This window comes from Enterobacter sp. PI-10, from assembly GCF_027947695.1.
In the GTDB taxonomy this organism is placed as follows: domain Bacteria; phylum Pseudomonadota; class Gammaproteobacteria; order Enterobacterales; family Enterobacteriaceae; genus Enterobacter; species Enterobacter vonholyi.
Genome location: NZ_JAJNOG010000005.1, coordinates 26,163 through 52,392 on the forward strand (window position 1 = coordinate 26,163; position 26,230 = coordinate 52,392).

Consider the following 26,230-nt stretch of genomic DNA (forward strand, 5'->3'; position numbering starts at 1 on the left):
AAGCACAAAAGCCAGTCTGGATACCAGGCTGGCTTTTTTTTTCGGCCTTAATTCATGATGAAAAAGATGTAGAATTTTAAGCATCAAACGTTTTTACTTCACACTCAAACTACCGTCAGGATGCATATGTCAAACAGTGCGATGAGCGTGGTGATCCTTGCCGCAGGCAAAGGGACCCGCATGTATTCCGATCTGCCTAAAGTGCTTCACACGCTTGCTGGAAAGCCAATGGTGCAGCATGTCATTGATGCAGCGAATGAACTGGGTGCCAATCAGGTCCACCTGGTCTACGGCCACGGCGGCGATCTTCTTAAAAAGACGCTGAGCGACGACAAGCTCAACTGGGTGCTTCAGGCTGAACAGCTGGGCACAGGTCATGCGATGCAGCAGGCAGCACCGTTCTTTGCGGATGACGAAGACATTTTGATGCTCTACGGCGATGTCCCGCTGATCTCCGTTGAAACCCTGACTCGCCTGCGTGAAGCCAAACCGCAGGGCGGCATCGGTTTATTAACCGTCGTGCTGGACGATCCAACCGGTTATGGCCGTATCACCCGTGAAAACGGTAACGTCACGGGTATTGTTGAGCACAAAGATGCCAGCGACGAACAGCGCCAGATTCAGGAGATCAACACCGGTATCCTGATTGCCAATGGCGCGGATATGAAGCGCTGGCTGTCCAGACTCGACAACAACAACGCGCAGGGTGAATTCTACATCACCGACATCATTGCGATGGCGTATCAGGAAGGACGTGAGATTGCGGCGGTTCATCCGGCGCGTATTAGCGAAACCGAAGGGGTGAATAACCGCCTTCAGCTTTCCCGTCTGGAGCGTGTTTATCAGTCCGAGCAGGCTGAAAAACTGCTTCTGGCAGGTGTGATGCTGCGCGATCCGGCGCGTTTCGATCTGCGTGGTTCGTTATCTCACGGTCGTGACGTTGAAATTGATACTAACGTTATCCTCGAGGGTAACGTGACGCTGGGCAACCGCGTCAAAATCGGTGCCGGCTGCGTGATTAAAAACAGCATTATTGGTGACGACTGCGAAATCAGCCCGTACAGCGTGGTGGAAGATGCCCGTCTGGACGTGGCCTGTACCATCGGCCCGTTTGCGCGTCTGCGCCCGGGCGCAGAGCTGCTGGAAGGCGCTCACGTGGGTAACTTCGTGGAAATGAAAAAAGCGCGTCTGGGTAAAGGCTCGAAAGCCGGTCATCTGACCTATCTGGGCGACGCGGAAATTGGCAATAACGTGAATATTGGTGCAGGGACCATAACCTGTAACTATGACGGCGCGAATAAGTTTAAAACCATCATTGGTGATGATGTGTTCGTGGGCTCCGATACGCAGCTGGTGGCGCCTGTTACCGTGGGTAACGGGGTGACCATTGCAGCCGGAACAACCGTAACGCGCGATGTGGCCGAGAACGAGCTGGTGTTAAGCCGCGTTCCGCAGGTCAGCAAACAGGGCTGGAAACGTCCGGTGAAGAAAAAGTAACGGATTTACCCCTCTCCCCAAAGGAGAGAGGGGATCGTTCGGTGCGGTGTTTTTCTCCCTCGCCCCTTTGGGAAGAGGGCCGGGGTGAGGGGATAATATAATCCTCCCCCCACAAGCAGTACCCATAAAAATAACCCCACTCTCTACAAGGCTCGGGGCGCCCGGAAAGGGCAAATACAGGTCAGCGACAACGCAGGCATAATGCCTAAATTCGGAATCTAAAATTATGTGTGGAATTGTTGGCGCAGTTGCGCAGCGTGATATTGCTGAAATCCTTCTCGAAGGTTTACGTCGTCTGGAATACCGTGGTTACGACTCTGCCGGTCTGGCTGTCGTCGATGCAGAAGGTCATATGACCCGTCTGCGTCGTCTCGGTAAAGTGCAGATGCTGGCCCAGGCCGCGGAAGAACATCCGCTGCACGGGGGAACCGGTATTGCGCACACCCGCTGGGCGACGCACGGCGAACCGTCTGAAGGTAACGCGCACCCGCATGTGTCTGAACACATCGTGGTGGTGCACAACGGCATTATCGAAAACCACGAACCGCTGCGCGAAGAACTGAAAGCGCGCGGCTACACTTTCGTCTCAGAAACTGACACCGAAGTGATTGCTCACCTGGTGCACTGGGAGCTGGAGCAGGGCGGTACACTGCGTGATGCGGTGCTCCGTGCTATCCCTCAGCTGCGCGGTGCGTACGGTACGGTGATCATGGATTCCCGCGATCCGTCAACGCTTCTGGCCGCGCGTTCCGGTAGCCCGATGGTTATCGGTCTGGGCATGGGTGAAAACTTTATCGCCTCTGACCAGCTGGCGCTCCTGCCGGTTACCCGTCGCTTTATCTTCCTCGAAGAGGGTGATATCGCGGAAGTGACCCGTCGCAGCGTGACCGTCTTCGATACTAAAGGCGAGCAGGTGAAGCGTCAGGAGATCGAATCGAATCTGCAGTACGACGCGGGCGACAAAGGCGCTTACCGTCACTATATGCAGAAAGAGATTTACGAGCAGCCAAACGCCATCAAAAACACCCTGACCGGGCGCATTAGCCACGGTGAAGTGGATCTGAGCGAGCTGGGCGCAAACGCGAACGAACTGCTCAGCAAGGTCGAGCATATTCAGATCGTGGCCTGCGGCACCTCCTACAACTCCGGTATGGTTTCTCGCTACTGGTTTGAATCCCTGGCGGGCGTGCCGTGCGATGTGGAAATCGCGTCTGAATTCCGCTATCGCAAATCTGCGGTGCGTCGTAACAGCCTGATGATAACCCTTTCCCAGTCCGGCGAAACGGCGGATACGCTCGCAGCGCTGCGTCTGTCTAAAGAGCTGGGCTACCTGGGCTCTCTGGCCATCTGTAACGTCCCGGGCTCCTCGCTGGTGCGTGAATCCGATCTGGCGCTGATGACTAAAGCGGGCACCGAAATCGGCGTGGCTTCAACCAAAGCGTTTACCACGCAGCTGACCGTTCTGCTGATGCTGGTGGCGAAGCTTGCGCGTCTGAAAGGTGAAGATGCGTCCGTTGAGCATGACATCGTTCATGGTCTGCAGGCGCTGCCAAGCCGTATTGAGCAGATGCTGTCTCAGGACAAACGCATCGAAGCGCTGGCGGAAGATTTCTCTGACAAACATCACGCCCTGTTCCTGGGTCGTGGCGATCAGTATCCGATTGCGCTGGAAGGCGCGCTGAAGCTGAAAGAGATCTCCTACATCCACGCGGAAGCCTATGCGGCAGGCGAGTTGAAACACGGCCCTCTGGCTCTGATTGACGCGGATATGCCGGTCATCGTTGTGGCACCTAACAACGAACTGCTGGAAAAACTGAAATCTAACATCGAAGAAGTGCGTGCCCGTGGCGGTGTTCTGTACGTCTTCGCCGACAAAGATGCCGGTTTTGTCAGCAACGACAACATGCACATCATCGAGATGCCGCATGTGGAAGAGGTGATTGCACCGATCTTCTATACCGTTCCGCTGCAGCTGCTGGCTTACCATGTGGCGCTGATCAAAGGCACCGACGTTGACCAGCCGCGTAACCTGGCGAAATCAGTTACCGTAGAATAATCCCTTCAGGCTCCACCCTCGGGTGGAGCTTTTTTATCCCGCCCGGTTTGTTTTTAATCAATCCTGTCTCGTTTTTAATAATGACAATTTGTCATCTTCAGCTACTTTTTTCAGTGTCACATAAAGAAAATATTTCTGAAAACGTATTGTCATAAAAGTGGCTAACACGATGAAAATTAAGCTTTATTGAGCGATATTTTAAGTTAAATTTTCATTGTCATAAAACTGTCATAATTCGTACATTTATCTGTCACCTGTTTGTCCTATTTTGCTCATCGTAGCCACTAAACAACGATTTATGAAAATCTTGCAGGAGACATTATGAAAGTTATGCGTACCACTGTCGCAACTGTTGTCGCCGCGACCTTATCTCTGAGCGCGTTCTCTGTATTTGCAGAAGCAAGCCTGACTGGCGCTGGTGCAACCTTCCCTGCGCCGGTGTATGCCAAATGGGCGGATACCTACCAGAAAGAAACCGGTAACAAGGTTAACTATCAGGGTATCGGCTCCTCCGGTGGCGTGAAACAAATTACCGCGAACACGGTTGATTTCGGCGCATCTGACGCTCCGCTGTCTGATGATAAGCTGGCTCAGGAAGGCCTGTTCCAGTTCCCTACCGTGATCGGTGGCGTGGTCCTGGCGATCAACCTGCCGGGCGTGAAGTCGGGCGAGCTGGTGCTGGACGGCAAAACGCTGGGTGACATCTACCTGGGCAAAATCAAAAAATGGGATGACGAAGCGATCGCTAAGCTCAACCCAGGCCTGAAGCTGCCTTCTCAGAACATCGCCGTGGTTCGCCGCGCGGATGGTTCCGGTACGTCTTTCGTGTTCACCAGCTACCTGGCGAAAGTGAACGAAGAGTGGAAATCTAAAGTCGGCTCCGGCTCAACCGTTAACTGGCCTACCGGTCTGGGCGGTAAAGGTAACGACGGTATCGCCGCGTTCGTACAACGTCTGCCTGGCTCCATCGGCTACGTAGAGTATGCGTACGCGAAGCAGAATAACCTGTCCTACACCAAACTGGTGTCTGCAGACGGCAAACCGGTTAGCCCGACCGAAGAGAACTTTGCTAACGCTGCCAAAGGCGCTGACTGGAGCAAATCCTTCGCTCAGGATCTGACTAACCAGAAGGGCGAAGGTGCATGGCCAATCACCTCTACCACCTTCATCCTGGTGCACAAAGAGCAGAAGAAACCTGAACAGGGCGCTGAAGTGCTGAAGTTCTTCGACTGGGCATACAAAAACGGCGGCAAACAGGCTAACGCTCTGGATTACGCCACCCTGCCGGACAACGTGGTTGAGCAGATTCGTGCTGCATGGAAAACCAACGTGAAAGACAGCAGCGGTAAAGCGCTGTACTAACAGGATATATTTAACGAAGATGGCGGGTGGCGCTGAGCTTGCCCGCCCTACGGTTTAAGCTGTAGGCCCGATAAGCGTCAGCGCCACCGGGCATATTCGTAAAAACGTCTCAAACAGAAGAGTAATTTATGGCTGCAACCAAGCCTGCATTTAACCCTCCGGGTAAAAAAGGTGACATGATTTTCAGCGCGCTGGTCAAACTGGCTGCGCTGATTGTGCTATTGCTGCTGGGCGGCATTATCGTGTCTCTGATTTTCTCCTCATGGCCGAGCATCCAGAAATTCGGTTTATCCTTCCTGTGGACCAAAGAGTGGGACGCGCCGAACGACATCTACGGTGCCCTGGTGCCGATTTACGGCACGCTGGTAACCTCGTTCATCGCCCTGCTGATTGCGGTTCCGGTAAGCTTTGGTATTGCCCTGTTCCTGACGGAGCTGGCGCCAGGCTGGCTGCGTCGTCCGCTGGGTATTGCCATCGAACTGCTGGCAGCTATTCCGAGTATCGTCTACGGCATGTGGGGCCTGTTCATCTTTGCCCCGCTGTTCGCTACATATTTCCAGGAACCGGTGGGTAATGTCCTTTCTGCCATTCCGTTTGTGGGGGCCCTGTTCTCTGGCCCGGCTTTCGGTATCGGCATTCTGGCGGCAGGTGTGATCCTCGCCATCATGATAATTCCGTACATTGCGGCGGTCATGCGTGATGTGTTCGAACAAACGCCGGTGATGATGAAAGAGTCGGCCTACGGCATCGGCTGCACCACCTGGGAAGTAATCTGGCGCATTGTCCTTCCGTTCACCAAAAATGGGGTGATCGGGGGCGTGATGCTGGGCTTAGGTCGCGCGCTGGGTGAAACCATGGCGGTCACCTTTATCATCGGTAACACCTACCAGCTCGACAGCGCGTCGCTCTATATGCCGGGTAACAGTATTACCTCGGCGCTGGCGAATGAATTTGCGGAAGCGGAATCCGGGCTGCACGTGGCGGCGCTGATGGAGCTGGGTCTGATTCTGTTCGTTATTACCTTCATTGTTCTGGCGATTTCAAAGCTGATGATTATGCGCCTCGCTAAAAATGAGGGAGCACGCTAATGGCTACTCTCGAAATGCAAGCTACCGCTGAACTGGCGGAATCCCGCCGCAAGATGCAGGCCAGACGCCGCATGAAAAACCGCATTGCCCTGACGCTCTCAATGGCGACGATGGCATTCGGCCTGTTCTGGCTGGTCTGGATCCTCTTCTCGACAATCGTTCGTGGGATTGACGGAATGTCACTCTCGCTGTTCACCGAAATGACGCCGCCGCCGAACACGGCGGGCGGTGGCCTGGCGAATGCGCTGGCCGGCAGCGGGTTGCTGATCCTCTGGGCGACGGTCTTCGGCACGCCGCTGGGCATCATGGCGGGCATTTACCTGGCAGAATACGGTCGTAAATCCTGGCTGGCGGAAGTGATTCGCTTCATTAACGATATTTTGCTGTCAGCCCCGTCTATCGTGGTGGGTCTGTTCGTTTACACCGTTGTTGTAGCGCAGATGGAACACTTCTCCGGCTGGGCGGGTGTGATTGCCCTGGCGCTGCTGCAGGTGCCGATTGTGATTCGAACCACCGAGAACATGCTGAAACTGGTGCCGGACAGCCTGCGTGAAGCGGCTTATGCACTGGGTACGCCGAAATGGAAGATGATCTCTGCGATTACGCTGAAGGCGTCCGTATCCGGGATCATGACCGGTATCCTGCTGGCGGTTGCGCGTATCGCGGGTGAAACTGCGCCGCTGCTGTTTACGTCCCTCTCCAACCAGTTCTGGAGCACGGACATGATGCAGCCGATCGCCAACCTGCCGGTGACGATCTTTAAATTTGCGATGAGCCCATTCGCGGAATGGCAGCAGCTGGCGTGGGCCGGGGTGCTGATCATTACCCTTTGCGTACTGTTGCTGAACATTCTGGCGCGCGTCATTTTCGCGAAGAAGAAACACGGTTAATTTTTTACGGCGCGGCAGCTCGCGGCGCCGAATGAGGAAATGAGTCAATGAGTATGGTTGATACTGCCCCGGGTAAGATTCAGGTTCGTGATTTGAACTTCTACTACGGCAAATTCCATGCCCTGAAGAACATCAACCTGGATATCGCGAAGAACCAGGTCACGGCATTTATCGGTCCGTCCGGCTGTGGGAAATCCACGCTGCTGCGTACCTTTAACAAAATGTATTCGCTCTATCCGGAGCAGCGCGCTGAAGGGGAAATCATCCTCGATGGCGAAAATATTCTGACCCAGGCTCAGGATATCGCCCTGCTGCGCGCCAAAGTGGGAATGGTGTTCCAGAAACCCACGCCGTTCCCGATGTCCATTTATGACAACATCGCCTTTGGCGTTCGCCTGTTTGAAAAGCTCTCCCGCGCCGATATGGACGAGCGCGTGCAGTGGGCTTTGACCAAGGCCGCATTATGGAACGAAACCAAAGATAAGTTGCACCAGAGCGGTTACTCTCTCTCCGGTGGTCAGCAGCAGCGTCTGTGCATTGCGCGCGGTATTGCGATTCGCCCGGAAGTGTTGCTGCTGGATGAGCCGTGTTCAGCGCTGGACCCGATCTCAACCGGTCGTATTGAAGAACTGATCACCGAGCTGAAGCAGGATTACACCGTGGTTATCGTGACCCATAACATGCAGCAGGCTGCACGTTGCTCCGATCACACGGCGTTTATGTACCTGGGTGAATTGATTGAGTTCAGCAACACGGACGATCTCTTCACTAAGCCCGCGAAGAAACAAACCGAAGATTATATTACTGGCCGCTACGGTTGATTTGCCTTAGTGCATGTGGAGAAACCATGGACAACCTCAATCTTAATAAACACATTTCCGGCCAGTTCAACGCAGAGCTGGAAAGCATTCGCACCCAGGTGATGACCATGGGCGGTATGGTCGAGCAGCAGCTTTCTGATGCGATTACGGCGATGCACAACCAGGACAGCGAGCTGGCGAAACGCGTCATTGAAGGCGACAAAAACGTCAACATGATGGAAGTCGCTATCGACGAGGCCTGCGTGCGCATTATCGCGAAACGTCAGCCGACGGCGAGCGACCTGCGTCTGGTGATGGCCATTATCAAAACCATCGCCGAGCTGGAACGTATTGGTGACGTTGCGGATAAAATCTGCCGCACCGCGCTGGAGAAGTTCTCTCAGCAGCACCAGCCGCTGCTGGTCAGCCTGGAGTCGCTGGGCCGCCACACCGTGCAGATGCTTCATGACGTGCTGGATGCCTTTGCGCGAATGGATCTTGACGAAGCGGTGCGTATCTACCGTGAAGATAAAAAGGTCGATCAGGAGTATGAAGGCATCGTGCGTCAGCTGATGACCTACATGATGGAAGATTCCCGTACGATCCCAAGCGTACTGACCGCCCTGTTCTGTGCGCGCTCCATCGAGCGTATCGGCGACCGCTGCCAGAACATTTGCGAATACATTTTCTACTTCGTGAAAGGTCAGGACTTCCGTCACGTGGGCGGCGACGAGCTGGACAAGCTGCTGGCGGGTAAAGATCCGAAAGAGTAATCCTGTCATCTGATAACAACGCCGGTACTCACCGGCGTTGTTATTTCTAGTGTAATCACAATTTTCCCCTTCATCCGTTGCCTGACGTTCGAAACGCGCTAACGTGAGACGAAAAAAACAGCAAAGGATGGGATATGAAAAATTCATTAGCGTGCCTGGCGATGGCCATCATCATCGGGATCGGTACTGGAACAGACGTTATTGCCGCACCGTTGCCGGTCACACCTGACCAGACTACCCCGGTCAGCCACTATGTGACCCAGGTTAATGCGGATAAAAGCATTACGTTTCGCCTGTTTGCACCCGGCGCAACGCGAGTCTCCGTGGTGACGGGGTCAATGCCTGAAAGCCAGGTTTCCCATGATATGACGAAAGAGAAAAATGGCGTCTGGTCATGGAAAAGCGAGCCGATGGCCCCGAATCTCTACGAATATTATTTCGACGTCGATGGTTTCCGTTCAGTCGACACGGGAAGCCGCTATCAAAAACCTCAGCGGCAGGTGAATACCAGCCTGATTCTGGTTCCGGGCAGTATTCTCGACGATCGTCCTGTACCGCATGGCGATCTGACGACCCTGACCTGGCACTCGCCGTCGCTCAGGTCAGAGCGCCGCGTCTATGTATGGACTCCCCCTGGCTACAACGGCACAGGGGAACCCTTACCGGTTCTCTACTTCTACCATGGTTTTGGCGATACCGGGCTCTCGGCCATCGACCAGGTCCGTCTGCCGCAAATCATGGATAACCTGATGGCCGAGGGGAAAATCAAACCGATGCTGGTGGTGGTACCCGACACCGAGACGGAGAGCGCTGAGGCCATCCCCGAGAACTTCCCACCGGCAGAACGACGGAAGTCTTTCTATCCGCTTAATGCGAAAGCCGCAGACCGTGAACTGATGAGCGAAATTATTCCTCTGGTGGATACACGCTTCAACGTGCGTAAAGATGCTGACGGCCGGGCGCTGGCGGGACTGTCACAGGGCGGCTATCAGGCGCTGGTCTCCGGGATGAATCATCTGGACAGCTTCGGCTGGCTGGGAACGTTCAGCGGCGTTACCACAACAACCGTACCTGACGAAGGCGTGGCCGCACGCTTTAAGCAGCCTGAGGCCATTAATCGGCAGCTGCATAACTTCACCGTCGTCGTGGGAGAGCGCGATTCAGTGACCGGCAAAGATATCGCCGGTCTGAAAGCGGAGCTGGAAAAACAGGGCATCAAATTCGACTATAAGATGTACCCCGGTCTGAATCACGAAATGGACGTCTGGCGTCCGGCCTATGCTGAGTTTGTTCAAAAGCTCTTCAGATAAACCTGTCGCCCTCCCTGCAGGGAGGGGCAACTTAACGCGTAATATTCCACCCGCGAGCCTTCCACAGCGCGGGTAGCTGCGCCAGATCGGTGAAGGTCGTGACTTTTGGATGATCGATCGGCTTGTTGTGCGGGTCGGCGCAGAAGTAAAACACCTCCATTCCCGCATCAATCCCAGACTGCGCGCCCGCAGACGAGTCATCCACCAGAATGCAGTTCTCTACGTTAACGTTCATCGCTTTTGCCGCATGGAACATCAGCGCAGGGTCCGGCTTCCAGCGCTGGATATCGTAGCCGCTGAACAGTTTTTCCGGGAAGTGGTGCAGCATCTCAAGCTTGCCCAGCGAGTGCTGCATTTTGCTGACCGGACCGTTGGAGACCACGCAGATCGGCACCGTCATGGCATCCAGCAGCGCGTTTGCGCCCGGAATCACCTCCAGCTCCGAATCGAACAGGCGTGCAACCTCGGTGCGGTACACCGGTTCCAGAGCCGCCTTCTCAAGAACGACGCCGTGTTCTTCGTTAATGATGTCGATGATCTCGTAGAGCTTCACGCCCTTAAAGCGTTTAAACACCTCTTCGAGTTCCAGAGTAATGCCAAATTCCTGGAACATGGTGACATACGCGCGGGAACAAATGACCTCACTGTCGACCAGCGTACCGTCGCAGTCGAAAAATACCGCTTCAATTCCGGACATGCCTTTCCCTTTTAACAAGTTTAACGTTTACGTACGGCGGTTCACCGGGACGCAATCGTTGCCGTATAAGCAAAATCAATGAAAAAAGTATCACGTAACCGCCACTATTGTCGCATTTTGGTATAGGATAGCGACGAATTTTCCCTCCTTGTTCGGAAATTGATGATGAGTCAACAACACACTACCCAGACATCTGGTCAGGGTCTGCTTGAGCGCGTTTTTAAACTGCGCGAGCACGGCACAACGGCACGCACCGAAGTGATCGCTGGTTTCACCACCTTCCTGACGATGGTCTATATCGTTTTTGTGAACCCACAAATTCTGGGCGTTGCTGGCATGGATACCAGCGCCGTCTTTGTAACCACCTGCCTGATCGCCGCCTTTGGCAGCATTCTGATGGGTGTATTCGCTAACCTGCCGGTTGCATTGGCACCGGCGATGGGCCTGAATGCGTTCTTCGCGTTCGTGGTTGTTCAGGCGATGGGTCTGCCTTGGCAGGTGGGCATGGGCGCTATCTTCTGGGGCGCGGTTGGCCTGCTGCTGCTGACCATTTTCCGCGTACGTTACTGGATGATTGCAAACATTCCCGTGAGCCTGCGCGTGGGCATTACCAGCGGTATCGGTCTGTTCATCGGTATGATGGGGCTGAAAAACGCGGGTGTTATCGTGGCGAACCCGGATACGCTGGTGAGCATCGGTCACCTGACCTCGCATAACGTGCTGCTGGGCGTGCTGGGCTTCTTTATCATCGCGATCCTCGCTTCCCGCAATATTCACGCGGCAGTGCTGGTGTCCATCGTGGTGACCACGCTGCTGGGCTGGATGCTGGGCGACGTTCACTATAACGGCATCGTTTCCGCGCCACCGAGCGTTTCTACCGTTGTTGGTCATGTTGATCTGGCGGGTTCCCTGAACCTGGGCCTGGCGGGCGTGATTTTCTCCTTCATGCTGGTGAACCTGTTCGACTCCTCCGGTACGCTGATCGGCGTGACCGACAAAGCGGGTTTGGCAGATGAGAAAGGCAAATTCCCGCGCATGAAGCAGGCGCTGTTTGTGGACAGTATCTCCTCCGTGACCGGCTCATTTATCGGGACCTCGTCTGTTACCGCTTACATTGAATCCTCTTCCGGCGTGTCCGTGGGCGGCCGTACCGGCCTGACGGCGGTTGTGGTGGGTATTCTGTTCCTGCTGGTGATCTTCCTCTCGCCACTGGCGGGCATGGTGCCTCCGTACGCGGCGGCCGGCGCGCTGATCTATGTGGGGGTGCTGATGACCTCCAGCCTGTCTCGCGTGAAGTGGGATGATTTAACCGAAGCGGTGCCAGCGTTTATTACCGCCGTGATGATGCCGTTCAGCTTCTCGATTACCGAAGGTATCGCGCTGGGCTTTATCTCTTACTGCGTAATGAAGATCGGTACCGGCCGCTTCCGCGACCTCAGCCCTTGCGTCATCATTGTGGCGCTGCTGTTTGTGCTGAAGATTGTGTTTATTGACGCGCACTAAGGTGCGGTTTGTGGTGTCAGGTGGCGCTTCGCTTACCTGACCTACTGACGAGTGTAGGCCCGGTAAGCGCTAGCGCCACCGGGCTTTTTTATCAGGCTTTTACCCGCTTAATATAATCCCCGAACGCCGTCAGCTGGCCAGAGAGATGGTCGCGCGTGCTCTGATCCACCACCTCACCCGTTTGCGGGTCGACCTTGTTCTGAATCACACCGCCCATAAATTCCGGCTTGTTCATCACCATCGCATCCAGGAATACCAGGATCTGACGCAGATGATACTGGCAGCGAGCGCCGCCAATCGCGCCCATTGAGCTGGTCTGGATCAGCACCGGTTTGCCTGACAGAGGCTGTTCAGGTAAACGGGACAGCCAGTCGATGGCATTCTTCAGGCCACCCGGAACCGAGTAGTTATATTCTGGCGTGACGATGACCACGCCGTCAGCCTGGCGGATCTGCTCTGCCAGCGCCTCAACGCTCTGCGGGAACCCTTCTTCCTGCTGTACATCCGCATCATACAGCGGAATATCGCCAATAGACGGCAGGGCGCTAATTTCCATACCTGCCGGTGCCAGCTGTGGCAGCGTGCGGGCAACCATCCCGTTAAATGAACCTTTGCGCAGGCTTCCCAGTAACGTAACTACTTTCAACGTATCAGACATGATTACTCCTGTTTCATCATGATGACCCTGATTGGATCAGCTAAGGGTGAATGCTTTTTCTGTCGGTAAACTGGTTAAACGCATCAGGCGTGCGGCGGGCTCGTTGGCGCGCTCGGGCACATCAGGAAGGCTACGCCATCCCTGTTGACTGTCAAATTCCCAGATTTTCATGCGTTCGATGGCAGGGGTAACCGCAATGGACCAAATGAGCACATCCTCTGCGTCACTGAGTGCCTCCACCAGCGTGGCTTGGGCGGCACGCAGACGTCCGGAGCCAGGCAACAGCTGCAGCAGGCTGGCGTCGTCTGAGGCGCATCCGCAGAGCTTACGAATGCTCTGGCGCAGGGTAATGAGCTGGGCTCGGGCTTCGACAGGATCGTTCTGGTTGCGTACCCACAACTTCTCATTGCTGGAGAGCGGATAGTCTTCATGTGCGTTACCGCCATGGAAGCTGCGCGTTGCGCGCTGAAGTTCCATATCGAGCCCACAATCCCCTTCGGTGGTCAGCGCGACGCCAATGATATTGCCCGCGTAGGCAATCGAAAAACGAGGGAGATCCGGGTCGGCAAAGACCGGGCGGCCTTCGGGTTGGGTAATGATGTCCGGCAGCTCGCTGGTGCCGTACAGCATAAACAGCAGTTCTGCGAGAAGTGCTCTGGACGCTAAAAACCGCGTCCTCCGGTGTTCCGGGAGATCGAGTGCTTCACGGTGACAGGCTGAAGAAATTCTTGCCGATACGAGACGTCCTTCCGTAAGTATCCCTCTTGCAAAGTGTGTAGCCATTTTTCGCTCCTTGATAATGGTCGTAATCGGTTAAACGGTTACATGATTATCGCTTAACTTGACTCCTGTTTTAATCAGTAAATGGGAGTAAGAGAAGCCTTAGGACCGAACTTTACATTTTCTTAGGCAAAAATTGGATCGCTCGCACCGTACAGCGCCTTGATGGTTTCCCGCAACCATAGAATTTTCGGATTATGGCTGTTCCGTTTATGCCAGATCAGCGTGAAGGGAACGGTGAGCTTTTCAGCCTGCGCTTCGTCAATGGGAATAGGAAGCGCGATCAGCTTCCGCTGGTGGAGTTCATTGTAGTGATGGCAGTAATGCGGAGCCGTGGCGATATAGTTATGACCGGGCTGTGCTGCCATAAACATCGACTGCTCAAAGCCCGGCACGCTCATGGCAATGTTTCTCTCCCGACCCATCTCCTTTAGCACTTCGTCCAGTGCCCAGGTGTCGCTGCGTTCCCAGAAGATGCTGATGTGAGGGTAGCGCAGAAAAGTCTCGAGGTTCCATTCATCCTGTAGCGCGGGGTGATCCTCACGCAGATACACGCACGGACGGTCGCTGAACAGGATCTCATAGTCGATGAACCACGGCATTAGCTTCAGCAATTCACGCGATCGCGGGTGTGTTTCGCGTCCGGTGAATCCCAGGTCCACCTCTCCACGCGTAATGGCGTCCAGAGAGTCGTAATCCCAGTGGCGCATTTTAACCGTAGCCTGCGGATAGCGCTGGTTCACCTGCTCCAGCAGGGCATTGAAGCGGATCAGCATCAACGGCGTTTCCGCGGCCAGCACGAACGTCAGCCCGCCCGGAGAATCATGGTGGAATTTATCGAGGATCTGGTTGCCGATTTGCATCCAGTCAGCCAGATCCTGCTCAAGACTCACCGTCAGCGGCGTCGGCAGCAGCCCTAGCGGCGTTTTAACAAACAGCGGGTCTTCGAACCAGTCGCGCAGTTTGGCCAGCGATTTGCTTACCGCCGACGGCGTCACGTTCATCCGCTTTGCCGCTTTGGTGACGCTGCGCTCCTGCAGCAAAAGCTGCAGGCACAGCAACAGGTTAAGATCGAGACTGCTGATGGGCTTCTTCATAGTGCGCCGCGGGCTGGATGACCATAAGTAAGGTAATGCAGAGTATGCTACAGCCAATCAGAACCCCGATCAGCATATTCAGCGCGTTAAGCCCGATGACCGCCGCCAGCCAAATCCACAGCGACGAGCCGCAGACCTGCGCGATACCCAGCACCGAGCTGGCCACGCCTGCCCGCAGCGAGAAGGGACCAAGCGCCTGGCTCATCGCCACGCCAAAGCCAACCGAGAACCCGGCACAAATCAGCGTAATACCCGCCAGCATGACCGCATGTGAGCTGGTGGTCGCCAGGATCGCGCCGGCGGCGAGGAATAAAACCTGTGAGGTCAGCATCAATGTGCGCTGGCTGAAAACATTTAGCGCAAACGGCGTCGAAAACGAAACGGCCATACTGACCATCGCGGTTAATGCCATCACCGTTGAATACTGACCGCGATCGAAGCCCATGGTCTCCATCAGCAAAACCGGGGAAACGTTTACATAGGTCAGGATCACCGCCACGCTTAACGTGGTCACGGCCAGACGGCTAAGGAAAAAGCGGTTGATGAGCCTCTCTGCCGGGTGAATGGTTGCGGTATGGCCGGTATTCTGCGAGCCCGGGTGGGTCTCTTTCAGCACGGCGATCGACAGGACAAACACCAGCGCGCCCATCGCCGCCATGGTCCAGAACAGGCTCTGCCACGGGAATTTCAGCATGATCAGATAGCCCACGACCGGGGCCAGCACCGGGATGATGCAGGTAATGCCGTTCAGCATCGACAGCACTTTGGCGCGACGCTGGGCACTTAAGGTGTCGCGTAAAATGGCAAACGCCACCACGTAGCAACCGCCTGCCCCGATGCCCTGGATAAAGCGCCCGGTCAGAAACACGGTGCTGTTTTGCGCCTGTGAGCAGAGAAGGGACGCCAGGGCAAAAACGATGGCACCGGAGATAGCGACAGGCTGACGGCCTGCCTTATCCGCGATCTTCCCCGCAAACACCATCGACGACGCCATCCCCGCGAGGTAGGCCGAAAACGCGATGTGCAGCTGCGCTTCGCTGGCGCCCAGATCGCGGGCGATATGCGGTAATCCCACCAGATACATATCAATGCCTGACGGATAAAGCAGAACTAAAGCGAAACTACAAAACAGAAAACGCGCCATAAACCCCCCATAGATGAAGGCATGCAGGATAGGGGGTGAAAAGGGATTAGGCGAGTTGCCATTTGGATAATGGTGATTTCCCAGGAGGAAATCACCATTGATTAGCGGGAATTATTTACCAATACAGAAGCTTGAGAAGATCCGTCCCAGCAAATCGTCCGAGGTAAACTCCCCGGTGATCTCGCTCAGATTCTGCTGCGCCAGACGCAGCTCTTCCGCCAGCAGCTCGCCCGCCCACGCGCCGATCAGCTGCGCTTTACCCTGGACAAGGTGGTTAGCCGCCTCTTCCAGCGCCTGCAGGTGACGGCGACGCGCCAGGAAGCCGCCTTCCATGCTGGTGTCAAAGCCCATGCTCTGCTTAAGATGATTGCGCAGGTCGTCCACTCCCTCACCGGTCCGCGCCGACAGGCGGATTAGTGAGTGACCATTCACATCGCTGATGCCCAGAGTTTCGCCGGTCACGTCTGCCTTATTACGTACCACGGTGATCGGCAGTTTGGCCGGCAGGCGGGCAATAAAGTCCGGCCAGATCTCTGCCGGGTCAACGGCGTCGGTCGTGGTGCCGTCCACCATAAACAGCACGCGGTCGGCCTGCTCGATCTCCTGCCAGGCGCGTTCGATACCGATGCGCTCAACCTCGTCGCTGGCATCGCGCAGACCGGCGGTGTCGATGATGTGCAGAGGCATGCCGTCGATGTGGATGTGCTCGCGCAGCACGTCGCGAGTGGTACCGGCAATGTCGGTCACGATTGCCGCTTCACGGCCCGCCAGGGCGTTCAGCAGGCTCGATTTGCCGGCGTTAGGACGTCCGGCAATCACCACCTTCATCCCTTCGCGCAGCAGGCTGCCCTGGCGCGCTTCGGCGCGAACGGCGTCGAGATCGCTCATCACCTGGTTGAGCTGGGCTTCGATTTTACCGTCAGAGAGGAAGTCGATCTCCTCATCCGGGAAGTCGATAGCCGCTTCCACGTAGATGCGCAGGTGAGTAAGTGCTTCCACAAGGTGATTCACACGCGCGGAGAATGCCCCCTGCAGCGAGTTCAGGGCGGAGCGGGCCGCCTGTTCCGAGCTGGCGTCGATCAGGTCTGCAATCGCTTCTGCCTGCGCCAGGTCGAGCTTATCGTTGAGGAAGGCTCGCTCGGAGAACTCGCCCGGCTTTGCAATGCGCAGGCCAGGCAGGGTCAGGATCCGTTTTAACAGCAGGTCGAGGATAACCGGGCCGCCGTGGCCCTGCAGCTCCAGCACGTCTTCGCCGGTGAAGGAGTTAGGGCCGGGGAACCACAGCGCAATGCCCTGGTCCAGCGGCGTGCCGTCGGTATCTTTAAACGGCAGGTAATCAGCGTAGCGCGGCTTTGGCAGTTTACCCAGCACCGCTTCGGCCACCTCGCGCGCCTTCAGGCCGGAGATGCGCAGAATGCCTACACCACCGCGTCCCGGTGGGGTTGCCTGGGCGACGATAGTGTCGTTATGGCTCATGGTTGCTCTCGTTCAATACAAATAAAAAAGGCGGTCAATCGACCGCCCTTATTTTAGCGTTAACTTATCGGATCAGGACTTTTTCTTTTCGCGGCTATGCAGGCCACGTTTTTCCAGACCACGATAAATCAGCTGCTGCTGGATGATGGTCACCAGGTTGCTGACGATATAGTACAGCACCAGACCTGACGGGAACCACAGGAAGAACACGGTGAAGATGACCGGCATAAAGGTCATGATCTTCTGCTGCATCGGGTCGGTCACGGTGGTCGGCGACATCTTCTGGATGAAGAACATCGTCACGCCCATCAGGATCGGCAGGATGTAGTACGGGTCCTGTGCGGACAGGTCATGGATCCACAGAGCGAACGGCGCGTGGCGCAGCTCAACGGAACCCATCAGCATGTAGTACAGCGCAAGGAAGATTGGCATCTGAATCAGCAGCGGGAAGCAGCCACCCAGTGGGTTCACTTTCTCTGCTTTGTACAGGGCCATCATTTCCTGGCTCTGACGCTGTTTGTCATCGCCCAGACGCTCACGCATTGCCTGAATCTTCGGCTGCAGCATGCGCATCTTCGCCATGGAGGTGTACTGCGCTTTAGTCAGCGGGTACATGATGCCACGAACGATGAAGGTGATAACGATGATGGAGAAGCCCCAGTTACCCAGGAAGCTGTGGATGAACTTCAGCAGCTTAAACAGCGGCTGAGAGATGAACCACAACCAACCGTAATCCACGGTCAGATCCAGGTGCGGCGCAACAGCGGCCATTTTGTCCTGAATTTCCGGGCCGACCCACAGGGTGCTTGCCAGCTTACCGGTTTGACCCGGCTGTACCAGAACCGGCTGAGATTTGTAGCCGATGGCTGCAATACCGTTGCCCAGGTTCGCGGTATAGAAGTTGTTGGTACCGTCGTTATTTGGCACCCACGCAGTGGCGAAATACTGCTGCAGCATTGCCACCCAACCGCCTTTAGCGCTGACGTTCAGGTTTTCGTTATCGGCAATGGTGTCGAATTTGTATTTCTCATACTTCGCGTCTGGCGTGGAGTACGCCGCGCCACGGAAGGTATGCAGCGCAAAGTTACTGCTTCCGGTGTCACGGTGAGACGGCAGATTGATGGACTGCTTCAGCTGACCGAAGGTGGACAGTTCCAGCGGTTTCGCACTGGCGTTCTGTACGCTGTAGCCCACGTTCACCGCATACTCACCGCGTTTCAGGGTGAAGGTTTTGGTGAAGGTGTTGCCTGCGGCGTCGGTATAGGTCATCGGGATAACGAGTTCGTTCTGGCCATCAGCCAGCACAAAGGTGTCATTCTCGACGGTATACAGTGGACGCGCACCGTTAGCCGGGTTATCCGGGCCGTCACGACCGGTCAGGCCGCTCTGCGCCTGGTAGATAAACTCAGGCGTGGTTTCCAGTAACTGGAACGGTTCGTTAGACTTCAGCTCTTTCGGGTAGGTCAACAGCAGCGCCTGCTCAACATCACCACCACGGGTGTTGATTGTCAGCTCAAGCACATCGGTCTTAACCGTAATCTGTTTCCCCTGGCCACTGGCCGGTACGCCCTGGTCGGCGGCGCTACCCGCTGCGGTGGTCGTAGTCTGCGTGGTCTGCTGCTGGGGTTGAGGATTTTTATCCTGCTCCCATGCCTGCCAGATCATGAAAGACACGAACAACAAAGCGATGATAAGAAGATTGCGTTGCGAATCCATCGTTAGTGTTCTCTGGTATCAAAGGGTCCTGGAGGGACGGGGTCGTCTCCACCGGGGTGTAAAGGGTGGCATTTTAATACGCGTTTCACCGTCAACCAACTGCCTTTTATCACTCCAAACCTGCGCAATGCCTCAATTCCGTAGCTTGAGCATGTTGGTGTGAAACGGCAGTGCGGCCCGAGTAGCGGACTAATCAGGCGTTGATAGACCCGAATGAGGGCTATCAGGACCCGTGAGCCAGGCGACAGTGGCGGCGCCATAATTTTTCCAACGCTTCCGAGAGAGCACGGTTATCGAGGTCGGCAACCCCCTTTTTAGCCACCACCACGAAATCCATTGAAGGCAGTTCGTGCTGACGTAAACGGAAGCTTTCACGCGTCAGACGTTTAATCCGATTGCGTTCATGCGCACGCTTAACATTTTTCTTGGCGACTGTGAGACCGATGCGGGGATGCCCCAGCGAATTTTGGCGGCCGAGGATGGTGATTTGCGGCGTGCCAGCCCGTAGTGGCTGCTGGAAGACGAAAGTGAAATGAGCGGGAGTTAACAAACGTAACTCCCTGGGAAATGCTAGCTTAACCACTCAGGGGTTAGCTTTATTACTTGGAAACGGTCAGACGAGCGCGGCCTTTAGCACGACGACGTGCCAGAACCTGACGACCATTTTTAGTAGCCATACGAGCACGGAAGCCGTGAGAACGGTTGCGCTTCAGTACAGACGGTTGAAAAGTGCGTTTCATGGCGATTTCTACCTAAACTTGAATAAATTCACTGACTTTTGCGTATACCCGAACGAGTTTCGAACGACTAACGCCTCAGCGTGGGTGATTAAAGAGGCCGGATTGTAATAATTGTACACTCCGGAGTCAATTCTCTTTCCTTATTTCCCGCGTATTTCCGCACGTTTTCGCGTGGAAAATGAGCAACGGACGACGCAGGAAGATGAGCATCACGCGCCGGGTCGAGGATTATACGGGCTCACCGACAAAGCGCAAGGATCGTCCCGGATCTTCGTTAGATCATTTAAGCAATAAATTGTCTGTGCTCATTAATTTTTCCAATATGCGGACTAAATCGCGGGGCACTCGCGCCAGGATCGTTTACACTTACCCGGTTCTGGATCTTCCTGTGGATAAATCGGGAAGAATCTGTGAGAAACAGAAGATCTCTGGCTCAGTTTAGGCTATGATCCGCGGTCCCGATCGGGATCCCAGGATCCTGGTCAGGATAAATTGCAGATAGCAATTCGCACGTCCCCCTTTACACAGGGTCATGTCGATGTGCGCCAACAATCATGAATATTCAATAGTTTTCTTTTATTGTTCGAGTGGAGTCCGCCGTGTCACTTTCGCTTTGGCAGCAGTGTCTTGCCCGATTGCAGGATGAGTTACCAGCCACAGAATTCAGTATGTGGATCCGCCCGTTGCAGGCGGAACTGAGCGATAACACGCTGGCTTTGTATGCGCCAAACCGTTTTGTGCTCGATTGGGTAAGGGACAAGTACCTTAATAACATCAATGGACTGCTGAACGATTTCTGTGGGTCAGATGCCCCGCAGCTGCGCTTTGAAGTGGGCACAAAGCCGGTCACCCAAACCGTACGTGAAACCGTGAACGTCGCAGCGCCTGCTCAGGCCGCTCCTGCTCCGGCCCCTCGCGTCGCACCCGCTCGTCAGGGCTGGGATAATGTCCCTGCACCGGCTGAGCCAACCTACCGCTCTAACGTTAACGTGAAACACACGTTCGATAACTTCGTTGAAGGTAAATCGAACCAGCTGGCGCGCGCGGCGGCTCGTCAGGTTGCTGATAATCCCGGTGGCGCCTACAACCCGCTGTTCCTTTATGGCGGCACGGGTCTGGGTAAAACGCACCTGCTGCATGCGGTGGGCAACGGCATCATGGCGCGCAAGCCCAATGCCAAAGTGGTGTATATGCACTCCGAACGCTTCGTTCAGGACATGGTAAAAGCCCTGCAAAACAATGCGATCGAAGAGTTTAAACGCTACTATCGTTCCGTTGACGCGCTGCTGATCGATGACATCCAGTTCTTTGCCAATAAAGAACGATCGCAGGAAGAATTTTTCCACACCTTCAATGCCCTGCTGGAAGGCAATCAGCAGATCATTTTGACCTCGGATCGTTACCCAAAAGAGATCAACGGCGTTGAAGATCGTCTGAAATCCCGCTTCGGCTGGGGCCTGACCGTGGCGATCGAGCCACCGGAGCTGGAAACCCGCGTCGCGATCCTGATGAAGAAAGCCGATGAAAACGACATTCGCCTGCCGGGTGAAGTGGCGTTCTTCATTGCCAAGCGTCTGCGCTCCAACGTCCGTGAGCTGGAGGGGGCACTGAACCGCGTTATCGCCAATGCCAACTTCACCGGTCGTGCGATTACCATCGATTTTGTGCGTGAAGCGCTGCGCGATTTGCTGGCATTGCAGGAAAAACTGGTCACTATCGACAATATTCAAAAGACGGTGGCTGAGTACTACAAGATCAAAGTGGCAGATTTACTGTCTAAACGTCGTTCCCGCTCGGTGGCGCGTCCGCGTCAGATGGCGATGGCGCTGGCAAAGGAGTTAACCAACCACAGTCTGCCGGAAATTGGGGATGCGTTTGGTGGCCGTGACCATACGACCGTACTGCACGCTTGTCGCAAGATTGAGCAGTTACGCGAAGAAAGCCACGACATAAAAGAAGATTTTTCCAATTTAATCAGAACATTATCATCGTGACGCTATGAAATTTACCGTTGAACGTGAACATTTATTAAAACCGCTGCAACAGGTGAGTGGCCCATTAGGCGGTCGCCCAACGCTGCCTATTCTCGGAAACCTGCTGCTTCAGGTCGCGGACGGTACGCTGTCGCTGACCGGTACAGATCTGGAAATGGAAATGATCGCGCGCGTTACGCTGACGCAGCCGCACGACGCGGGCGCGACCACGGTTCCGGCACGTAAATTCTTTGATATCTGCCGCGGGCTGCCGGAAGGCGCTGAAATCGCCGTGCAGCTGGAAGGCGACCGTATGCTGGTGCGTTCTGGCCGCAGCCGTTTCTCGCTCTCCACGCTGCCAGCAGCGGACTTCCCGAACCTGGACGACTGGCAGAGCGAAGTTGAATTCACCCTGCCTCAGGCGACGATGAAGCGTCTGATTGAAGCCACGCAGTTTTCCATGGCGCATCAGGACGTTCGTTACTACTTAAACGGCATGCTGTTCGAAACCGAAGGTGAAGAGCTGCGTACCGTGGCAACCGACGGCCACCGTCTGGCGGTCTGTTCTATGCCGATTGGCGACTCACTGCCAAACCATTCGGTGATCGTGCCGCGTAAAGGGGTGATTGAGCTGATGCGTATGCTCGACGGTGGCGACACGCCGCTGCGCGTGCAGATCGGCAGCAACAACATCCGCGCACACGTGGGCGACTTTGTCTTCACATCGAAGCTGGTTGACGGCCGTTTCCCGGATTATCGCCGCGTATTGCCGAAGAATCCGGACAAAACGCTGGAAGCCGGTTGCGATAGCCTCAAGCAGGCGTTTGCACGTGCGGCCATTCTCTCTAACGAGAAATTCCGCGGCGTGCGCCTGTACGTGAGTGAAAACCAGATCAAAATCACCGCCAATAACCCGGAGCAGGAAGAGGCAGAAGAGATTCTGGACGTCACCTATTCCGGGGCTGAGATGGAAATCGGCTTCAACGTTAGCTACGTGCTGGATGTACTGAACGCGCTTAAATGCGAGAACGTGCGCATCCTGCTGACCGACTCCGTTTCGAGCGTACAGATTGAAGATGCCGCATCACAGTCGGCTGCCTATGTTGTCATGCCAATGAGACTGTAATGTCGCTCACCCGTCTGTTGATCCGCGACTTTCGCAATATCGAAAGCGCGGATCTCGCTTTATCCCCCGGCTTTAACTTCCTGGTTGGCGCGAACGGCAGCGGCAAAACCAGCGTGCTGGAAGCCATCTATACGCTCGGCCACGGCCGGGCGTTTCGCAGTTTGCAGATTGGTCGCGTTATTCGCCACGAGCAGGAATCCTTTGTTCTGCACGGGCGTTTGCAGGGTACGGAGCGGGAGACCGCCATCGGCCTGACCAAAGACAAGCAGGGCGACAGCAAGGTGCGCATCGACGGCACCGACGGCCATAAAGTGGCGGAGCTGGCGCTGCTGATGCCGATGCAGCTGATAACGCCCGAGGGGTTTACTTTACTCAATGGCGGCCCCAAATACAGAAGAGCGTTCCTCGACTGGGGATGCTTTCACAACGAAGCCGGATTCTTTAACGCCTGGAGCAACCTGAAGCGTCTGCTCAAGCAGCGTAACGCCGCGCTGCGCCAGGTGACGCGCTACGCCCAGCTGCGTCCGTGGGACATGGAGTTAATCCCTCTTGCGGAACAGATCAGCCGCTGGCGTGCCGAATACAGCGCTGGTATCGCCGAAGACATGGCCGACACCTGCAAACAGTTTTTACCTGAATTCTCTCTCACCTTCTCCTTCCAGCGCGGCTGGGAGAAAGAGACGGACTATGCCGAGGTGTTAGAGAGAAGCTTCGAGCGCGACCGCATGTTGACCTATACCGCGCACGGCCCGCACAAGGCGGATTTCCGCATTCGTGCTGACGGTGCGCCGGTGGAAGACACGCTGTCGCGCGGGCAGCTCAAGCTCCTGATGTGCGCGCTGCGCCTGGCACAGGGGGAGTTTCTCACCCGCGAGAGCGGAAGACGCTGCCTGTACCTGATAGATGATTTTGCCTCGGAACTTGACGACGCGCGGCGCGGGCTGCTTGCCAGCCGCTTAAAAGCCACGCAGTCGCAGGTTTTCGTTAGCGCGATAAGCGCTGAACACGTTATAGACATGTCGGACGAAAATTCGAAGATGTTTACCGTGGAAAAGGGTAAAATAACGGATTAACCCAAGTTGAAATGAGCGAGAAACGTTGATGTCGAATTCTTATGACTCCTCCAGTATCAAAGTCCTGAAAGGGCTGGATGCGGTGCGTAAGCGCCCGGGTATGTATATCGGCGACACGGATGACGGCACCGGTCTGCACCACATGGTATTCGAGGTGGTAGATAACGCTATCGACGAAGCGCTCGCGGGTCACTGTAAAGACATCGTGGTCACCATCCATGCGGACAACTCCGTCTCCGTCACCGATGACGGTCGTGGCATCCCAACCGGTATTCACCCGGAAGAGGGCGTCTCTGCAGCGGAAGTGATCATGACCGTCCTGCACGCAGGCGGTAAGTTCGACGATAACTCCTATAAAGTTTCCGGCGGCCTGCACGGCGTAGGTGTTTCGGTAGTAAACGCCCTGTCGCAGAAGCTGGAGCTGGTTATCCAGCGCGAAGGCAAAATCCACCGTCAGCTTTATACGCACGGCGTGCCGCAGGCACCGCTGGCCGTTACGGGCGACACCGACAAAACCGGTACCATGGTGCGTTTCTGGCCGAGCCTCGAAACCTTCACCAACGTCACCGAGTTCGAGTACGACATCCTGGCGAAACGCCTGCGTGAACTGTCGTTCCTGAACTCCGGCGTCTCGATTCGCCTGCGCGACAAGCGTGATAACAAAGAAGACCACTTCCACTACGAAGGCGGTATCAAGGCGTTCGTTGAGTATCTGAACAAGAACAAAACGCCTATTCACCCGAATATCTTCTACTTCTCCACCGAAAAAGACGGTATCGGCGTGGAAGTGGCGCTGCAGTGGAACGATGGTTTCCAGGAAAACATCTACTGCTTTACCAACAACATTCCACAGCGTGACGGTGGTACTCACCTTGCAGGCTTCCGTGCGGCGATGACCCGTACCCTGAACGCCTACATGGACAAAGAAGGCTACAGCAAGAAAGCGAAAGTCAGCGCCACCGGTGACGATGCCCGTGAAGGCCTGATTGCCGTGGTTTCCGTGAAGGTGCCGGATCCGAAGTTCTCCTCACAGACCAAAGACAAGCTGGTCTCTTCTGAGGTGAAATCGGCGGTTGAGCAGCAGATGAACGAACTGCTGAGCGAATACCTGCTGGAAAACCCGTCCGACGCGAAAATCGTGGTGGGCAAAATTATCGATGCGGCGCGTGCCCGTGAAGCGGCGCGTAAAGCGCGTGAAATGACCCGCCGTAAAGGCGCGCTGGACCTGGCAGGCCTGCCGGGCAAACTGGCTGACTGTCAGGAACGCGACCCGGCATTGTCCGAACTGTACCTCGTGGAAGGGGACTCCGCGGGCGGCTCTGCGAAGCAGGGTCGTAACCGTAAGAACCAGGCTATCCTGCCGCTGAAGGGTAAAATCCTCAACGTTGAGAAGGCGCGCTTCGACAAGATGCTCTCTTCTCAGGAAGTGGCGACGCTCATCACCGCGCTGGGCTGCGGTATCGGCCGTGACGAGTACAACCCGGACAAACTGCGCTACCACAGCATCATCATCATGACCGATGCGGACGTCGACGGCTCGCACATTCGTACGCTGCTGTTGACCTTCTTCTATCGTCAGATGCCTGAAATCGTTGAACGTGGCCACGTATACATTGCCCAGCCGCCTCTGTACAAGGTGAAAAAAGGCAAGCAGGAACAGTACATCAAAGATGACGAAGCGATGGATCAGTACCAAATCGCGATCGCCCTTGATGGCGCGACCCTGCATGCGAACTCCCACGCCCCTGCGCTGGCCGGTGAGCCGCTGGAGCGTCTGGTGTCCGAGTTCAACGCCACGCAGAAAATGATCACGCGTATGGAACGCCGTTATCCGAAAACGCTGCTGAAGGAACTGGTTTATCAGCCAACCCTGACCGAAGCCGATCTGAGCAACGAGCAGACCGTCACTCGCTGGGTGAACGCCCTGGTGACCGATCTCAACGAAAAAGAGCAGCACGGCAGCCAGTGGAAATGCGATGTTCAGCAGAATGCCGATCAGCAGTTCGAGCCGATCGTTCGCGTGCGTACTCACGGCGTCGACACCGACTATCCGCTGGAGCACGAATTTGTGACCGGTCCGGAATACCGTCGTATCTGCACGCTAGGCGAGAAGCTGCGCGGTCTGATTGAAGACGATGCGTTCATCGAACGTGGCGAACGTCGTCAGCCGGTAGCCAGCTTCGAGCAGGCGCTGGACTGGCTGGTGAAAGAGTCCCGTCGTGGTCTTGCGATCCAGCGCTATAAAGGTCTGGGCGAAATGAACCCGGAGCAGCTGTGGGAAACCACCATGGATCCGGAAAGCCGCCGCATGCTGCGCGTTACCGTTAAGGACGCGATTGCTGCAGACCAGCTGTTCACAACCCTCATGGGTGATGCGGTAGAACCACGTCGTGCCTTCATCGAAGAGAACGCCCTGAAAGCGGCAAATATCGATATTTAATCGACGTTATACCGCACGATAACTGGCCGCG

At 55.6% G+C, this 26,230-nt stretch carries 23 protein-coding genes and 1 pseudogene; 13 read left to right on the plus strand and 11 right to left on the minus strand.

Annotation, left to right across the window (positions count from 1 at the left end; translation table 11 throughout):
- Window positions 1-126 precede the first annotated feature (126 nt).
- The 8 genes from glmU (at window position 127) to LRM19_RS12920 (ending at window position 9,776) form a co-directional block, all read left to right on the plus strand.
- Complete coding sequence (gene glmU / locus LRM19_RS12885) at window positions 127-1,497, plus strand: bifunctional UDP-N-acetylglucosamine diphosphorylase/glucosamine-1-phosphate N-acetyltransferase GlmU (RefSeq protein WP_115876777.1); 1,371 nt, start codon at window positions 127-129, stop codon at window positions 1,495-1,497.
- 226 nt (window positions 1,498-1,723) lie between these two features.
- Window positions 1,724-3,553: a glutamine--fructose-6-phosphate transaminase (isomerizing) gene (glmS, locus tag LRM19_RS12890; RefSeq protein WP_048990817.1), complete on the plus strand. Its 1,830-nt coding sequence runs from the start codon at window positions 1,724-1,726 to the stop codon at window positions 3,551-3,553.
- A 321-nt stretch (window positions 3,554-3,874) separates the two neighbouring features.
- Complete coding sequence (gene pstS / locus LRM19_RS12895) at window positions 3,875-4,915, plus strand: phosphate ABC transporter substrate-binding protein PstS (RefSeq protein WP_008500186.1); 1,041 nt, start codon at window positions 3,875-3,877, stop codon at window positions 4,913-4,915.
- Between the two features lie 128 nt (window positions 4,916-5,043).
- Window positions 5,044-6,003 (plus strand): phosphate ABC transporter permease PstC, encoded by a 960-nt coding sequence (gene pstC / locus LRM19_RS12900; RefSeq protein ID WP_262809015.1) that lies wholly within the window; start codon window positions 5,044-5,046, stop codon window positions 6,001-6,003.
- Window positions 6,003-6,893 carry a phosphate ABC transporter permease PstA gene (gene pstA / locus LRM19_RS12905; protein WP_111964235.1) on the plus strand — a complete coding sequence of 297 codons (891 nt, stop codon included), beginning with the start codon at window positions 6,003-6,005 and terminating at the stop codon, window positions 6,891-6,893. Before pstC ends, pstA begins: the two co-directional genes overlap by 1 nt.
- A gap of 47 nt (window positions 6,894-6,940) precedes the next feature.
- Window positions 6,941-7,714, plus strand: a complete 774-nt coding sequence (pstB, locus tag LRM19_RS12910) for a phosphate ABC transporter ATP-binding protein PstB (protein ID WP_008500183.1) — start codon at window positions 6,941-6,943, stop codon at window positions 7,712-7,714.
- Window positions 7,715-7,740: 26 nt separating this feature from the next.
- Entirely contained in the window at window positions 7,741-8,466 is a 726-nt protein-coding gene (gene phoU / locus LRM19_RS12915; protein WP_008500182.1) for a phosphate signaling complex protein PhoU, read from the plus strand.
- Between the two features lie 161 nt (window positions 8,467-8,627).
- Complete coding sequence (locus tag LRM19_RS12920; protein ID WP_271369168.1) at window positions 8,628-9,776, plus strand: esterase; 1,149 nt, start codon at window positions 8,628-8,630, stop codon at window positions 9,774-9,776.
- Between the two features lie 31 nt (window positions 9,777-9,807).
- Here the strand turns inward: LRM19_RS12920 and yieH are convergent, their stop codons facing one another.
- The gene (gene yieH, locus LRM19_RS12925; RefSeq protein WP_271369054.1) at window positions 9,808-10,473 is read right to left on the minus strand and encodes a 6-phosphogluconate phosphatase; all 666 of its coding nucleotides are present in this window, start codon (window positions 10,471-10,473) and stop codon (window positions 9,808-9,810) included.
- Window positions 10,474-10,638: 165 nt separating this feature from the next.
- On the opposite strand from yieH, the gene adeP reads away from it, so the two are divergent.
- Window positions 10,639-11,976 (plus strand): adenine permease AdeP, encoded by a 1,338-nt coding sequence (gene adeP / locus LRM19_RS12930; protein WP_271369169.1) that lies wholly within the window; start codon window positions 10,639-10,641, stop codon window positions 11,974-11,976.
- A 91-nt stretch (window positions 11,977-12,067) separates the two neighbouring features.
- Here adeP and LRM19_RS12935 read toward each other — a convergent pair whose 3' ends face one another.
- The 10 genes and pseudogenes from LRM19_RS12935 to LRM19_RS21220 form a co-directional block, all read right to left on the minus strand.
- Window positions 12,068-12,634: an NADPH-dependent FMN reductase gene (locus LRM19_RS12935; RefSeq protein WP_014833835.1), complete on the minus strand. Its 567-nt coding sequence runs from the start codon at window positions 12,632-12,634 to the stop codon at window positions 12,068-12,070.
- A 36-nt stretch (window positions 12,635-12,670) separates the two neighbouring features.
- A complete protein-coding gene (locus LRM19_RS12940) occupies window positions 12,671-13,417 on the minus strand; it encodes a 4'-phosphopantetheinyl transferase family protein (protein WP_271369055.1) in 747 nt (248 codons plus the stop codon).
- A gap of 122 nt (window positions 13,418-13,539) precedes the next feature.
- Window positions 13,540-14,511 (minus strand): HTH-type transcriptional regulator YidZ, encoded by a 972-nt coding sequence (gene yidZ, locus LRM19_RS12945; protein ID WP_111964239.1) that lies wholly within the window; start codon window positions 14,509-14,511, stop codon window positions 13,540-13,542.
- Complete coding sequence (locus LRM19_RS12950; protein WP_271369056.1) at window positions 14,480-15,655, minus strand: MFS transporter; 1,176 nt, start codon at window positions 15,653-15,655, stop codon at window positions 14,480-14,482. Before LRM19_RS12950 ends, yidZ begins: the two co-directional genes overlap by 32 nt.
- A gap of 111 nt (window positions 15,656-15,766) precedes the next feature.
- Window positions 15,767-17,131, minus strand: coding sequence for a tRNA uridine-5-carboxymethylaminomethyl(34) synthesis GTPase MnmE (gene mnmE, locus LRM19_RS12955; RefSeq protein WP_032644252.1), 1,365 nt, complete (start codon window positions 17,129-17,131; stop codon window positions 15,767-15,769).
- Window positions 17,132-17,203: 72 nt separating this feature from the next.
- On the minus strand, window positions 17,204-18,847 hold the full coding sequence (gene yidC / locus LRM19_RS12960) for a membrane protein insertase YidC (protein WP_115876769.1): 1,644 nt from the start codon (window positions 18,845-18,847) through the stop codon (window positions 17,204-17,206).
- A gap of 2 nt (window positions 18,848-18,849) precedes the next feature.
- Window positions 18,850-19,107 (minus strand): membrane protein insertion efficiency factor YidD, encoded by a 258-nt coding sequence (gene yidD, locus LRM19_RS12965; RefSeq protein WP_001307474.1) that lies wholly within the window; start codon window positions 19,105-19,107, stop codon window positions 18,850-18,852.
- On the minus strand, window positions 19,071-19,430 hold the full coding sequence (gene rnpA / locus LRM19_RS12970; RefSeq protein WP_032640303.1) for a ribonuclease P protein component: 360 nt from the start codon (window positions 19,428-19,430) through the stop codon (window positions 19,071-19,073). The genes yidD and rnpA overlap by 37 nt, the downstream gene beginning before the upstream one ends.
- 16 nt (window positions 19,431-19,446) lie before the next feature.
- On the minus strand, window positions 19,447-19,587 hold the full coding sequence (gene rpmH / locus LRM19_RS12975) for a 50S ribosomal protein L34 (protein ID WP_000831330.1): 141 nt from the start codon (window positions 19,585-19,587) through the stop codon (window positions 19,447-19,449).
- Window positions 19,588-19,815: 228 nt separating this feature from the next.
- Window positions 19,816-19,866 (minus strand): annotated as a pseudogene (locus LRM19_RS21220) (hypothetical protein); the annotation flags it as partial.
- Window positions 19,867-20,186: 320 nt separating this feature from the next.
- Here LRM19_RS21220 and dnaA point away from each other — a divergent pair.
- The 4 genes from dnaA to gyrB are packed head-to-tail and all read left to right on the plus strand — an operon-like array spanning window position 20,187 to window position 26,199.
- The gene (gene dnaA, locus LRM19_RS12980; protein WP_010426558.1) at window positions 20,187-21,581 is read left to right on the plus strand and encodes a chromosomal replication initiator protein DnaA; all 1,395 of its coding nucleotides are present in this window, start codon (window positions 20,187-20,189) and stop codon (window positions 21,579-21,581) included.
- Window positions 21,582-21,585: 4 nt separating this feature from the next.
- On the plus strand, window positions 21,586-22,686 hold the full coding sequence (gene dnaN / locus LRM19_RS12985; protein WP_223580806.1) for a DNA polymerase III subunit beta: 1,101 nt from the start codon (window positions 21,586-21,588) through the stop codon (window positions 22,684-22,686).
- The gene (gene recF, locus LRM19_RS12990) at window positions 22,686-23,759 is read left to right on the plus strand and encodes a DNA replication/repair protein RecF (RefSeq protein ID WP_150326369.1); all 1,074 of its coding nucleotides are present in this window, start codon (window positions 22,686-22,688) and stop codon (window positions 23,757-23,759) included. Before dnaN ends, recF begins: the two co-directional genes overlap by 1 nt.
- Before the next feature lie 28 nt (window positions 23,760-23,787).
- Window positions 23,788-26,199: a DNA topoisomerase (ATP-hydrolyzing) subunit B gene (gyrB, locus tag LRM19_RS12995; protein WP_127729011.1), complete on the plus strand. Its 2,412-nt coding sequence runs from the start codon at window positions 23,788-23,790 to the stop codon at window positions 26,197-26,199.
- The last annotated feature ends 31 nt before the right edge of the window (window positions 26,200-26,230 follow it).

What these genes read in the sequence shown, in the direction of transcription:
- glmU (WP_115876777.1), top strand. Translation starts at nt 127, where the DNA reads ATGTCAAACAGTGCGATGAGCGTGGTGATCCTTGCCGCAGGCAAAGGG.
- glmS (WP_048990817.1), top strand. Translation starts at nt 1,724, where the DNA reads ATGTGTGGAATTGTTGGCGCAGTTGCGCAGCGTGATATTGCTGAAATC.
- pstS (WP_008500186.1), top strand. Translation starts at nt 3,875, where the DNA reads ATGAAAGTTATGCGTACCACTGTCGCAACTGTTGTCGCCGCGACCTTA.
- pstC (WP_262809015.1), top strand. Translation starts at nt 5,044, where the DNA reads ATGGCTGCAACCAAGCCTGCATTTAACCCTCCGGGTAAAAAAGGTGAC.
- pstA (WP_111964235.1), top strand. Translation starts at nt 6,003, where the DNA reads ATGGCTACTCTCGAAATGCAAGCTACCGCTGAACTGGCGGAATCCCGC.
- pstB (WP_008500183.1), top strand. Translation starts at nt 6,941, where the DNA reads ATGAGTATGGTTGATACTGCCCCGGGTAAGATTCAGGTTCGTGATTTG.
- phoU (WP_008500182.1), top strand. Translation starts at nt 7,741, where the DNA reads ATGGACAACCTCAATCTTAATAAACACATTTCCGGCCAGTTCAACGCA.
- LRM19_RS12920 (WP_271369168.1), top strand. Translation starts at nt 8,628, where the DNA reads ATGGCCATCATCATCGGGATCGGTACTGGAACAGACGTTATTGCCGCA.
- yieH (WP_271369054.1), bottom strand. Translation starts at nt 10,473, where the DNA reads ATGTCCGGAATTGAAGCGGTATTTTTCGACTGCGACGGTACGCTGGTC.
- adeP (WP_271369169.1), top strand. Translation starts at nt 10,639, where the DNA reads ATGAGTCAACAACACACTACCCAGACATCTGGTCAGGGTCTGCTTGAG.
- LRM19_RS12935 (WP_014833835.1), bottom strand. Translation starts at nt 12,634, where the DNA reads ATGTCTGATACGTTGAAAGTAGTTACGTTACTGGGAAGCCTGCGCAAA.
- LRM19_RS12940 (WP_271369055.1), bottom strand. Translation starts at nt 13,417, where the DNA reads ATGGCTACACACTTTGCAAGAGGGATACTTACGGAAGGACGTCTCGTA.
- yidZ (WP_111964239.1), bottom strand. Translation starts at nt 14,511, where the DNA reads ATGAAGAAGCCCATCAGCAGTCTCGATCTTAACCTGTTGCTGTGCCTG.
- LRM19_RS12950 (WP_271369056.1), bottom strand. Translation starts at nt 15,655, where the DNA reads ATGGCGCGTTTTCTGTTTTGTAGTTTCGCTTTAGTTCTGCTTTATCCG.
- mnmE (WP_032644252.1), bottom strand. Translation starts at nt 17,131, where the DNA reads ATGAGCCATAACGACACTATCGTCGCCCAGGCAACCCCACCGGGACGC.
- yidC (WP_115876769.1), bottom strand. Translation starts at nt 18,847, where the DNA reads ATGGATTCGCAACGCAATCTTCTTATCATCGCTTTGTTGTTCGTGTCT.
- yidD (WP_001307474.1), bottom strand. Translation starts at nt 19,107, where the DNA reads ATGGCGCCGCCACTGTCGCCTGGCTCACGGGTCCTGATAGCCCTCATT.
- rpmH (WP_000831330.1), bottom strand. Translation starts at nt 19,587, where the DNA reads ATGAAACGCACTTTTCAACCGTCTGTACTGAAGCGCAACCGTTCTCAC.
- dnaN (WP_223580806.1), top strand. Translation starts at nt 21,586, where the DNA reads ATGAAATTTACCGTTGAACGTGAACATTTATTAAAACCGCTGCAACAG.
- recF (WP_150326369.1), top strand. Translation starts at nt 22,686, where the DNA reads ATGTCGCTCACCCGTCTGTTGATCCGCGACTTTCGCAATATCGAAAGC.
- gyrB (WP_127729011.1), top strand. Translation starts at nt 23,788, where the DNA reads ATGTCGAATTCTTATGACTCCTCCAGTATCAAAGTCCTGAAAGGGCTG.